Annotated in this window: 11 protein-coding genes and 1 tRNA gene; 8 read left to right on the top strand and 4 right to left on the bottom strand. The window is 68.2% G+C overall.

Annotated features, from left to right (window positions below):
• The first annotated feature begins 58 nt into the window (after positions 1 to 58).
• Positions 59 to 802, top strand: a complete 744-nt coding sequence (gene cysE / locus AC3FMM_RS15250) for a serine O-acetyltransferase (RefSeq protein WP_115711614.1) — start codon at positions 59 to 61, stop codon at positions 800 to 802.
• Between the two features lie 42 nt (positions 803 to 844).
• Here the strand turns inward: cysE and AC3FMM_RS15255 are convergent, their stop codons facing one another.
• The 4 genes from AC3FMM_RS15255 to AC3FMM_RS15270 all read right to left on the bottom strand — a co-directional run bounded on the left by AC3FMM_RS15255 (position 845) and on the right by AC3FMM_RS15270 (position 3,615).
• Positions 845 to 1,642: a UDP-2,3-diacylglucosamine diphosphatase gene (locus tag AC3FMM_RS15255; protein WP_488686894.1), complete on the bottom strand. Its 798-nt coding sequence runs from the start codon at positions 1,640 to 1,642 to the stop codon at positions 845 to 847.
• A 78-nt stretch (positions 1,643 to 1,720) separates the two neighbouring features.
• Positions 1,721 to 2,221 carry a peptidylprolyl isomerase gene (locus AC3FMM_RS15260; RefSeq protein ID WP_012352488.1) on the bottom strand — a complete coding sequence of 167 codons (501 nt, stop codon included), beginning with the start codon at positions 2,219 to 2,221 and terminating at the stop codon, positions 1,721 to 1,723.
• A 22-nt stretch (positions 2,222 to 2,243) separates the two neighbouring features.
• A complete protein-coding gene (locus tag AC3FMM_RS15265; RefSeq protein ID WP_488686895.1) occupies positions 2,244 to 2,828 on the bottom strand; it encodes a peptidylprolyl isomerase in 585 nt (194 codons plus the stop codon).
• A gap of 70 nt (positions 2,829 to 2,898) precedes the next feature.
• Positions 2,899 to 3,615 carry a tetratricopeptide repeat protein gene (locus AC3FMM_RS15270; protein ID WP_115708974.1) on the bottom strand — a complete coding sequence of 239 codons (717 nt, stop codon included), beginning with the start codon at positions 3,613 to 3,615 and terminating at the stop codon, positions 2,899 to 2,901.
• A gap of 262 nt (positions 3,616 to 3,877) precedes the next feature.
• Between AC3FMM_RS15270 and cysS the strand changes: the two genes are divergently transcribed.
• The 7 genes from cysS to AC3FMM_RS15305 all read left to right on the top strand — a co-directional run bounded on the left by cysS (position 3,878) and on the right by AC3FMM_RS15305 (position 11,454).
• Positions 3,878 to 5,266, top strand: coding sequence for a cysteine--tRNA ligase (cysS, locus tag AC3FMM_RS15275; protein WP_115708976.1), 1,389 nt, complete (start codon positions 3,878 to 3,880; stop codon positions 5,264 to 5,266).
• Positions 5,263 to 6,114 (top strand): DNA-3-methyladenine glycosylase family protein, encoded by an 852-nt coding sequence (locus AC3FMM_RS15280; RefSeq protein WP_115708978.1) that lies wholly within the window; start codon positions 5,263 to 5,265, stop codon positions 6,112 to 6,114. Before cysS ends, AC3FMM_RS15280 begins: the two co-directional genes overlap by 4 nt.
• 115 nt (positions 6,115 to 6,229) lie before the next feature.
• Positions 6,230 to 7,201: an acetyl-CoA carboxylase carboxyltransferase subunit alpha gene (locus AC3FMM_RS15285; RefSeq protein ID WP_115708980.1), complete on the top strand. Its 972-nt coding sequence runs from the start codon at positions 6,230 to 6,232 to the stop codon at positions 7,199 to 7,201.
• Positions 7,167 to 8,621: a tRNA lysidine(34) synthetase TilS gene (tilS, locus tag AC3FMM_RS15290; protein WP_488686896.1), complete on the top strand. Its 1,455-nt coding sequence runs from the start codon at positions 7,167 to 7,169 to the stop codon at positions 8,619 to 8,621. Before AC3FMM_RS15285 ends, tilS begins: the two co-directional genes overlap by 35 nt.
• Positions 8,622 to 8,765: 144 nt before the next feature.
• Positions 8,766 to 10,019, top strand: coding sequence for an aspartate kinase (locus tag AC3FMM_RS15295; protein ID WP_115708984.1), 1,254 nt, complete (start codon positions 8,766 to 8,768; stop codon positions 10,017 to 10,019).
• A 129-nt stretch (positions 10,020 to 10,148) separates the two neighbouring features.
• Positions 10,149 to 10,242: transfer RNA gene (locus tag AC3FMM_RS15300), tRNA-Ser, on the top strand.
• A gap of 282 nt (positions 10,243 to 10,524) precedes the next feature.
• Positions 10,525 to 11,454 (top strand): adenylate/guanylate cyclase domain-containing protein, encoded by a 930-nt coding sequence (locus tag AC3FMM_RS15305; protein WP_414248031.1) that lies wholly within the window; start codon positions 10,525 to 10,527, stop codon positions 11,452 to 11,454.
• Positions 11,455 to 11,479 lie beyond the last annotated feature (25 nt).

Raw genomic sequence — 11,479 nt, forward strand, 5'->3', positions numbered from 1 at the left:
GCCCCGGGCCCTGGCCCGCGTGTCGTGGCGCACGGCGCGGCACCACGACACGACCAAGATGTTCTCTCGCCTGAAGGAAGATATCGACACGATCATGCTGCGCGATCCCGCCGCGCGCAGCCGCCTGGAAGTCCTGACCTGCTATCCGGGCCTGCACGCGGTGCTGCTGCACCGGCTGGCGCATGCGTGCTGGCGCGCGGGCTGGCACTGGCTGGGCCGCTGGATTTCGCACTGGTCGCGCTTTTTCACCGGCATCGAGATCCATCCGGCGGCGACGCTGGGCCGGCGCGTGTTCATCGACCACGGCATGGGCGTGGTCATCGGCGAGACCGCGCAGATCGGCGACGACTGCACCATCTACCAGGGCGTGACGCTGGGCGGCACGTCGCTGTACAAGGGCCAGAAGCGGCATCCGACCCTCGGTGTCGGCGTGGTGGTCAGCGCGGGCGCCAAGGTGCTGGGCGGATTCGTGGTGGGCGACGGCGCGCGCGTGGGCTCCAATGCGGTGGTGCTCAAGCCGGTGCCGCCAGGGGCGACCGCGGTGGGCATTCCGGCCCGCATCATCCTGCCGGATGCGCCGTCGGTGCAGCAGGGCGCGAGGCAGGAGTTTTCGGCCTACGGCATCACGCCCAACGCGGACGACCCGGTGTCGCTGGCGCTCAAGAGCCTGATCGACAATGCCGCGGTCCAGCATGACCGCATCGAGGCCGTGCTGGCCGCGCTCGACCGGCTTGGCGAACACCTGGAGAACACCCCGAACGACCCGTTCGATGCCAGCGAACTGCGCAAGCTGATGAAGTAACGGCGTGCAGGCATGGGCGGCGCCGCTCGCCCGCGGCGCCGGTCAGTCGGTCTGCGGCAGCAGACGGAAGCCGTCTCGGTCCAGCTGCAGCACCGCCGCGCGCGGATGCGCGCCATCCAGGTCCCAGTCGGTCAGCACCCAGCGCACGCCAGCGCCGTCTTCATGGCGTGCCGGGCGATGGGTGTGGCCATGGACCAGCAGCGATGCGCCGGCGGCGCCGAGCAATTGCGCCGCCGCCGCGGGCGCCACATCGCCATAGATCGCCGGTGCCGCGACACCAGCCTCACGTTGCCTGGCGCGGTTGCCTTCGCTGTCGGCGCGCAGCTTGCGGGCCACCGCCAGGCGCGCGCGCAGCGGCAGCGCCAGGAACACGCGCTGCACCCAGCGCTTGCGGGTCCAGTGGCGAAACCGGTTGTAGCGTTCGTCGTCGATGCACAGCATGTCGCCGTGGCTCAGCACCACGCGCTGGCCGGCGCAGTGGATCACGGTGGGGTCGGGCAGCAGCGTGGCGCCGGCGGCGCCGGCGAAGCGCCGGCCCAGCAGGAAGTCGCGGTTGCCGTGCATCAGGTACACCGCGACGCCGTGCGCGGCCAGCGCGCGCAGCGCCAGCGCCACGCGTTGCGCGAACGGCGCCTCGGTTTCTTCGTCGCCGACCCAGAATTCAAAGAAGTCGCCCAGGATGAACAGCGCGCGCGCCTGCGCGGCGGCGCGCTCGAGCGTGCGCTCGAAGGCTGCCAGCGTGCGCGGCATGCCGGGCGTCAGATGCAGGTCTGAAATGAACCACGCCGGCGCCTGTACCTCGAGGGGACCGGCCACCGGCGTGTGGGAGATTGCGGTCATGCGTGGTGTCGGGAGAAGAAGGCCGGCACGCAGGCCGGCACGCGCGCGCGCACGGTACCGCAATCGGCAGGCATCGGCTTACTCGACGACGACGGCCTTCTCGATCACGACGTCTTCCAGCGGCACGTCCTGGTGAAAGCCCGAGCTGCCGGTGCGCACGCCCTTGATCTGCTCGACCACGTCGGTGCCGTCGACGACCTTGCCGAACACGGCATAGCCGAAGCCCTGCGGGGTGGGCGACGAGAAGTTGAGGAAGTCGTTGTCGACCACGTTGATGAAGAACTGCGCGGTGGCCGAGTGCGGCGCATTGGTGCGCGCCATGGCCACGGTGTAGCGGTCGTTCTTCAGGCCGTTGCCGGCTTCGTTCTCGATCGGGGCGTCGGTGTCCTTCTGCTTCATGCCGGGCTCGAAGCCGCCGCCCTGGATCATGAAGTTCTTGATCACGCGGTGGAAGATGGTGTTGTCGTAGTGGCCCTTGCGGACATACGACAGGAAGTTCTCAACCGTTTTTGGGGCCTTCTCGGCGTCGAGTTCCAGGGTGATGACACCCTTGTTGGTCTGCAGCTGTACCTTGGACATGGCGGTTTCCTCTGTTCGGTAATTATTTGACGACGGTGGCCGACTCGATCACGATCGGCGCGGCCGGCACGTTGCGCATCGGGCCGTAGGCCGTGGTCGGCACGGCCTTGATCTTGTCGATCGTGTCCATGCCTTCCACCACCTTGCCGAAGACGGCATAGCCATTGCCGTCCGGCTGCGGGTAGTCGAGATTCGGATTATCCACCACATTGACGAAGAACTGCGCGGTGGCCGAATCCGGGTTGCTGGTGCGCGCCATGGCAACCGTGCCGGCCTTGTTCTTCAGGCCGCTGCGGGCTTCCAGCGGGATCGGCGCGCGCGTGGGCTTTTCCTTCATGTCGCGGTCGAAGCCGCCGCCCTGCACCATGAAGCCGTTGATCACGCGGTGGAAGATGGTGCCACTGTAGAAGCCGCTCTTCACATATTCCAGGAAGTTCGCGACGGTCTTGGGCGCGGCCTCGGGATAAAGCTCGACCGTGAACTTGCCGGCGCTGGTGACGAACTGGACGCGCTCGGCGGCCTTCTGCTGGGCCAGCGCGCTGAACGAAGTCAGCGCGAGGGCGCCTGCGGCCAGGCCGGCAATGACGATGCGACGGGAACGGATCATGAAGGGAACTCCGGTAAGTCGGGATGGACACGGCCCGGGCATGCCGCGCCGGGCCTGCGGATGACTGCTGTCAGTTGGCCGCGGGGGCGCTGGCCGGCGACTGGCGCCCGCCCGGCGCCGCCTTGCGGCCGGTGGCCGCGGGTGCGGCCGGCTTCGGTGGCGCTGCCACGGCGGAAGCCGGCGCCAGCTGGCGCAGGCCCGCACTGGCGCGGGCATCGCCGGGATTGCGGCGCAGCGCTTCGGTGTAGGCCTGCTCGGCCAGGCGGCGGTAGACGTCGCCCAGATTGGTGTAGCCGACCGCGAAGGCGGGCTTGACCTCGGTGGCCAGCAGCAATTCGGCTTCGGCGCGCTTCAGGTCGCCGCGCTTGGCATAGAGCAGCGCCAGGTTGTTGTGCGGCTCGGGCAGTTCGGGAAAGTCCTGCGCCATCTCGCTGAAGGCCTGGATCGCCTCGTCTTCGCGGCCCGCCTGGGCCAGTGCCCAGGCGCGCTGGAAGCGTGCCTGCGCATTGCGCGGGTTGGTGGCCAGCACGCGGTCGAAGCCCTTGATGGCGTCCTCGTAGCGGCGCGCGTTGGCGGCTTGCTGGGCCTCGCCCATGCCAGGGTCGGTCGACTGGATGCCGCCGACCGGCGAGGTCGGCACCGCCAGCGAGAGCGGGCCGTTCTGCGCGGACGCAGGGCCTGCCAGCGCCGCGGCCAGGGCCAGCAGCGGCAGGACGGTGCGGGATCCGCGCCGGCGCGTGCGCGTAGCGGAGACGGCAGAAAACGGGGAGGGCAGCGGCAGGCTCATTGAGGACGGGTCCGTTATACTCCGCGGCATTCTAGCAAAGCGGCAAGTGCGGCACGAAGGCGATGCCGCGGCGGCCAGGCGTGCGGTGTTCATGCACGACGTGCGTGCGCACGTGCATGCGCGCCGGCCGGCCGGGCCGCGGGTCCGACTCGCGCACCGCCTTCCGGTAAGATATGGGGCGCGACGGCATTGCGCCAGCAGCGGCGTTCGCGCTGCCTGCCGTGTGGAACCGGCAGACTCCTCTCACCACTCACTTCGTTTCATGCAGCCCCTCAACATCTACAACACGCTCGCGCGTGAGAAGCAGCCATTCGTGCCAATCGAACCCGGCAAGGTCCGCATGTATGTGTGCGGCATGACCGTGTACGACTATTGTCACGTCGGCCACGCGCGCGTGATGGTGGTGTTCGACATGGTGCACCGGTGGCTGCGCGCCGCCGGCTACGAGGTGACGTATGTGCAGAACATCACCGATATCGACGACAAGATCATCCGCCGCGCGGTCGAGAACGGCGAGACCATCGGCGAGCTGACCACGCGCTTCATCCAGTACATGCACGAGGATGCCGCCGCGCTGGGCGTGATCCGTCCCGACTACGAGCCGCGCGCCACCGACTACGTGCCGCAGATGCTCGACATGATCGGCAAGCTCGAGGCGAAGGGCCTGGCCTACCAGGCCAGCGACGGCGACGTGAACTACTCGGTGCGCAAGTTCGACGGCTACGGCAAGCTGTCCGGCAAGTCGCTGGAAGACCTGCGCGCCGGCGAGCGTGTCAGCGCCAACGATGCCAAGCAGGACCCGCTCGACTTCGTGCTGTGGAAATCCGCCAAGGCCAGCGAGCCGCCCGAGAGCAAGTGGGATTCGAAGTGGGGCGCCGGCCGCCCGGGCTGGCATATTGAATGCTCTGCGATGAGCTGCGCGCTGCTGGGCGAGCATTTCGACATCCATGGCGGCGGGGCAGACCTGCAGTTCCCGCACCACGAGAACGAGATCGCGCAGTCCGAAGGCGCCAGCGGCAAGCCCTTCGTCAACCTGTGGATGCACAACGGCTTCGTGCGCATCAACGACGAGAAAATGTCCAAGTCGCTTGGCAATTTTTTCACCATCCGCGAGGTGCTGAAGGCGTACGACGCCGAGGTCGTGCGCTTCTTCATCCTGCGCGCGCACTACCGCAGCCCGCTGAACTACAGCGACGCGCACCTGGACGATGCGCGCCACGCGCTGACGCGCCTGTACACGGCGCTCAAGGACAGCCAGCCGGGCGGCTGCGCGGTGGACTGGGACGAGCCGCACGCGAAGCGCTTCGCCGAGGCCATGGGCGACGACTTCAACACGCCGATCGCGATGTCGGTGCTGTTCGACCTGGCCAGCGAGATCAACCGCACCGGCTCCACCGCGGCCGCGCGCCAGCTCAAGGGGCTGGCCGGCACGCTGGGGCTGCTCGAGCGCGATCCGCACACCTTCCTGCAGGGCGGCAAGTCCGCTGACGGCCCGTCGCCGGACGAGATCGAAACGCTGATTGCGGCGCGCAAGGCCGCCAAGGCCGAGCGCAACTTCGCCGAGGCGGACCGCATCCGCGCGCAGCTGCTGGAAGGGGGCATCGTGCTGGAAGACAAGCCGGGCGGTGCCACCGAGTGGAGGCGTGCTTGAACGCTGCCGCGCGCAAGCCCGCTGCCGCCACGCCGCCCGCCACCGCGGGCCGGGCGAAGGCGGCCGGCCCGCGCCCTGGCAAGGCCGGCGCCAGGGAGGCGCCGCTGCCGGATGGCAAGGACACCAGCAAGGACGCCACGCGCTCCGCGGCAAAGGCCGCGCGCAACGCCAAGGTCGTGCTGCCGGAAGCCCAGGCGGTGCCGCTGCCGGTCGAGACCGTCGCCGATGCCGTGCGCCCTGCATACTGGGACGAGGCGTGCGCGGACCTGATGAAGCGCGACCGCATCCTGCGCAAGATGATCCCGACCTACGGTCCCGCGCACCTGGTCTCGCGCGGCGACCCGTTCGTCACGCTGGCGCGCGCGGTGGTGGGCCAGCAGATCTCGGTCAAGGCCGCGCAGTCGGTGTGGGAGCGCCTGCACGCGGTGTGCCCGCGGCTGGCGCCGGCGCAGTTCCTGCGCGCGGGCCCCGAGAAGCTGGCGGGCTGCGGCGTGTCCAAGCGCAAGGCGGAATACCTGATCGACCTGGCCGGGCACTTCAAGGCCGGCACGGTGCATGTCGCGCAGTGGGCGCAGATGGACGACGAGGCCGTCATCGCCGAGTTGACGCAGATCCGCGGCATCGGCCGCTGGACCGCCGAGATGTTCCTGATGTTCAACCTGATGCGGCCCAATGTGCTGCCGCTCGACGACGTCGGCCTGATCAACGCCATCTCCACCAACTATTTCAGCGGCGAGCCGGTGACGCGCAGCGAGGCGCGCGAGGTGGCGGCCAACTGGGAGCCGTGGCGCACCGTGGCGACCTGGTATATGTGGCGCAGCCTCGACCCCTTGCCAGTGACGTATTAGGCATTGCGGCAATAAAAATTAACTCCAGGTGCATTGCAGGCTATCCGGCAGGCGCTAAGATAGCGGCCAATTTCCGGTAGAATGCGCCCCTTCACAGACAGGTACGTGTGATTTTATGAAAACCACCTTCCTGGATTTTGAGCAGCCCATTGCCGAACTCGAGGCAAAGATCGAAGAACTGCGCTTCGTGCAGGACGATTCGGCTGTCGATATTTCCGAAGAGATTTCGCGGCTGGCCGGCAAGAGCCAGCAGCTGACCAAGGACATCTATGCCAACCTGACCCCGTGGCAGGTTGCGCAAATCGCCCGCCACCCCCAGCGTCCCTATACGCTGGACTACGTGCGCGAGATCTTCACCGATTTCCACGAACTGCACGGCGACCGCACCTTCGCCGACGACCTGTCGATCATCGGCGGCCTGGCGCGCTTCAATGGCCAGTCGTGCATGGTGATCGGGCACCAGAAGGGCCGTGACACGAAAGAGCGCGCCATGCGCAATTTCGGCATGCCCAAGCCCGAGGGCTACCGCAAGGCCAAGCGCCTGATGGAGCTGGCAGACAAGTTCGGGCTGCCGATCTTCACCTTCGTCGACACCCCGGGCGCATTCCCCGGCATCGACGCCGAAGAGCGCGGCCAGTCCGAGGCCATCGGCCATAACCTGTACGTGATGGCAGGCCTGAAGGTGCCGCTGATCGCCACCATCATCGGCGAAGGCGGTTCGGGCGGCGCGCTGGCGATTGCCGTGGGCGACGTGGTGCAGATGCTGCAGTTCGCCACCTACGCCGTGATCTCGCCGGAAGGCTGCGCCTCGATCCTGTGGAAGACCGCCGAGAAGGCTCCTGAAGCCGCCGAGGCGCTGGGCCTGACGGCGCACCGCCTGAAGGCGCTGGGCCTGATCGACAAGATCGTGAGCGAGCCGCTGGGCGGCGCGCACCGCGACTACAAGGGCATGGCGGCGATGCTCAAGCGCTCGCTGGCCGAGTCGCTGCGCCAGTTCCAGGGCATCAGCGTGAAGGAATTGCAGGCACGCCGCTACGAGCGCCTGCTGGCCTATGGCAAGTTCAAGGAAACCGGCGCCCAGGACTGACCCGTCCGCCCGGCTGACCGACAAGGTCGCACAGGCCCTGCAGGCCGGTGCGGCCTTTGTTGTTTCTGGCGGTGCCACCGCGGCGCCGTCGACGGTCGCGGTGGCGCTGTCGGGCGGGCGCGACTCGGTCGCACTGCTGCATGCCGCGCGCGCGGCGGTGGCGCAGGCGGGCGATGGCGCGCGCGTGGTGGCGCTGCATGTCCATCACGGCCTGCAGGCCGAGGCCGACGACTGGGACCGCTTCTGCGCCGCGCTGTGCGCGCAGTGGCAGGTCGGCTATTTCGTGCGGCGCGTGTCGGTGCGGCCGGCGGCGGGCGAGGGCGTGGAAGCCGCCGCGCGGCGCGCGCGCTATGCCGCGCTGGCGGCGATGTGCGCCGACAGCGGCGCGCGCTTGCTGCTGTTTGCCCACCACCTGGACGACCAGGTCGAGACCGTGCTGCTGCGGCTGTTCCGCGGCGCCGGCGTGGCCGGCATGGCCGGAATGCCGGCAATGCGCCCGCTGGATCCGCACAGCGGCGTGATGCTGCTGCGTCCGTGGCTGGACGTGCCGCGCGCCGGCATCGAGCAATACTGTGCCGCCAACGCGCTGCAGTGGATCGACGACCCGTCCAATGCCGACGGCCGCTACACGCGCAACGCCTTGCGCCAGCAACTGCCGGCGTTGCAGGCGGCGTTTCCGGCGCTGGCGGTCAACGTGGTGCAGGCCGCCGCGCATTTTGCGCAGGCCGGCGCGCTGATCGACCAGATGGCTGCCGCCACGCTGGCCACGCTGGTGCGGTCTGGCCGCGACGCCGACACGCTGTCTGAACTCGACCTGCCGGGCCTGCGCGCGTTGCCGGGCGCGCAGGCCGATGCGGTGCTGCGCCTGTGGCTGCGCGACCTCGGCGTGCGCGCCCCGTCCACCGCGCGGCTGGCGGCGATGTGCGGGCAACTGGTCGCGCACGCCGGCGGCGAGCCCGCCATCGCGCATGAGGGCCTGGTGCTGCGTCGTTTCCGTGAGCGCGTGCTGGCCTGCGTGCCGCCGCCGGCGCAGGTGCCAGAGCCCGTACTGCTGGACTGGCGCGGCGAGGCCCGCATCGTCGTGCCCGCCTGGCGCGGCGAACTACATTTCTTTCGCGACGACACCTTCGGCGTGCCCGAAGCGGTACTGCGCCAGCCCTTGCGCCTGGCCGCGCGCAGCGGCGGCGAACGTATCGTGCTGCGCCCCGGCGGCCCCGCCCGGGCGCTGAAGCAGGCCTGCCAGGAGGCCGGCATCCCGGCCTGGCGCAGGGCCTGGCTGCCGCTGCTGTGGGCCGGCGACACGCTGGTGCTGGCCGCCGGGCTGGGCATGCATCGCCGCTGGCCCGACGCAGCGCCGGCGCCGCGCTGGCGCGTGGCGTGGCATCCGCAGGCGCCGACGCTGGCAATGCCACCGCGCTGACCTTGCCGAACGGCGGTTCGATGGCGTTCGCCAGCCGTTGGCATCACATCCGGCCTGGCGCAGATAGTCCCCGTGCGCCTTGCCTGACCGGCCCGCTTCGTGTATTTTCAAGGGCTTTGCACAATCGCTGGCGTCGACAAGAAGATGGCTCTCATCGTTCACAAATACGGCGGCACTTCGATGGGTTCCACGGAACGCATCAAGAATGTCGCCAAGCGCGTGGCCAAGTGGCACCGCGCCGGTCACCGCGTAGTCGTGGTGCCTTCGGCCATGTCGGGCGAGACCAATCGCCTGCTGGGACTCGCCAAGGAAATTTCGCCCCAGCCCGCTCCGCGTGAACTGGACATGCTCGCCTCCACCGGCGAACAGGCCAGCGTGGCGCTGCTGGCGATCGCCCTGCACGGCGAGGACATCGACGCCGTCAGCTACACCGGCTGGCAGGTTCCGGTGAAGACCGATTCGTCCTACACCAAGGCCCGCATCGAATCGATCGACGACGAGCGCATCCTGGCCGACCTCGACGCCGGCCGCGTGGTCGTGATCACCGGCTTCCAGGGCATCGACGACGACGGCAACATCACCACGCTCGGCCGCGGCGGCTCGGACACCTCGGCCGTGGCCATCGCCGCCGCGATCGAGGCCGATGAGTGCCTGATCTACACCGACGTCGACGGCGTCTACACCACCGATCCGCGCGTGGTCGAGGACGCCCGCCGCCTGGACCAGATCACCTTCGAGGAAATGCTGGAAATGGCCAGCCTGGGCTCCAAGGTGCTGCAGATCCGCTCGGTGGAGTTTGCCGGCAAGTACCGCGTCAAGACCCGCGTGCTGTCGTCGCTGACCGACCCGCTTATGCCGCTCGAGCAGGAAATGCACTCGGGCACGCTGATCACTTTTGAGGAAGAAGACTCCACCATGGAAGCCGCTGTCATCTCCGGCATCGCCTTTGCCCGCGACGAAGCCAAGATCACCGTCCTGGGCGTGCCCGACAAGCCCGGCATCGCCTACCAGATCCTGGGCCCGGTCGCCGACGCCAACATCGACGTCGACATGATCATCCAGAACCAGTCCGTCGACGGCAAGACCGACTTCACCTTCACCGTGCCGCGCGGCGAGTACCAGCGCGCGCTGGCCATCCTGAACGATGGCGTGAAGGCGCACATCGGCGCCGGCAGCGTGTCGGGCGACCCCAAGGTGTCGAAGGTGTCGGTGGTGGGCGTGGGCATGCGCTCGCACGTCGGCATCGCCAGCAAGATGTTCCGCACGCTGTCGGAAGAGGGCATCAACATCCAGATGATCTCCACCTCGGAAATCAAGATCTCGGTGCTGATCGACGAGAAGTACATGGAGCTGGCCGTGCGCGCGCTGCACAAGGCCTTCGAACTGGAACAGGCGTGACCCGTTCGTAAGCTTTTCTGGCGAGGCCGCAAAATTTGTGTTGAGTCATCGATTTTTCATTGACCAACCCCGGCGGCATCGCTAGAATACGCGCTTCGTTGTGTGGCTCCCTCACACAACGCAAGTTTGGGAGACGTGGCCGAGAGGTCGAAGGCACTCCCCTGCTAAGGGAGCATCCGGGCCAAAACCTGGATCGAGGGTTCGAATCCCTCCGTCTCCGCCAATGACAACCGTCCTTGGCGGCGGAACCCCGGAAGATCGCGGTCTTCCGGGGTTTTGTTTTTTCTGGCGCCCCGCAGGGCGCATCCCACCCCATCGGCAATCCGTTCGCGTGGCCTTGCGCCGCTCCCCCGATGCGTGCGCCGATTCTCCTTTACTTCCTCGTCCGGCGTGCTCCAGATTCATATTGAGCATCGGCTTTGCCGGTGCCAGAATTCCCTGCATGCGGAGGCGTGGCGCCGGCAGCTGGCCGGATCGCCTCACCGCGATGGCGGGACGGATCAGGATGCACATGGACCGGGAACTGCTACACCAGGCGTCGGAGGGTTCGGTACTGTTCGCGGATGTCAGCGGCAGTACGCGGCTCTATGAGCGCGCGGGCAACGCCGCCGCCCTTGCCGCGGTCGGCCGTTGCATCGCTGCGATGAAATCCTGTTCCGAGGCCTCGCAAGGCCGGCTCATCAAGACCATCGGCGACGAGGTCATGGTGCTGTTCCCCTGCGCAGAGCAGGCGTTGCAGGCGGCATTGGACATACAGCGGGCCGTTGCGGAACTGCCGCCCGTGGCCGGCTTCACCATGTCGTCCCACATCGGCTTCCACCATGGCCCGATCCTGTTCGACGCGTCCGGCGATGTCTTCGGCGATGCCGTGAACCTGGCCGCGCGGCTGTCCGGGCTCGCCGCGCGCGGCCAGATCATCACCAGCAAGGACGCGGTGGCGGACCTGCCCGCGCCGCTGCGCCAGATGACGCGCTACCTGTACCCGATCCACGTGCGCGGCAGGGCGCAGCCGGTCGAGTTGTACGAGGCGATCTGGCAGCAGGCCACCGACCTGACCCTGATCGCGGGGTTCAAGGAGCCGCTGTCGCATGCCGCTTTCCTCACCTTGCGCTACCGGGACACCGTGGTCGAGATGAACGCGGTCTCGGCGCCGGTCACCATCGGGCGTGACGCCGGCATGACCATCGTGGTGTCGGACCGCCTGGCGTCGCGGTTCCAGGCCATGGCCGAGCCGCGCGCCGGCCGCTATGTACTGATCGACAGGAGCTCGAACGGCACCCACGTCAGCATGGATGGCGCCGAGCCATTCATTTTGCGCCGCGACGAGGTCACGCTGAGGGGACACGGCTGGATCGGGTTTGGCCAGTGGACGGGGCCGAGCGCGGAGTGCATCGAATTCGCCCTGCAGGTGGACAAGGCCAGCGCGGGGCGATAGCTGGAATTCGCATGAAAACGGCGTG

It is taken from the genome of Cupriavidus sp. 207A1 (assembly GCF_057798955.1).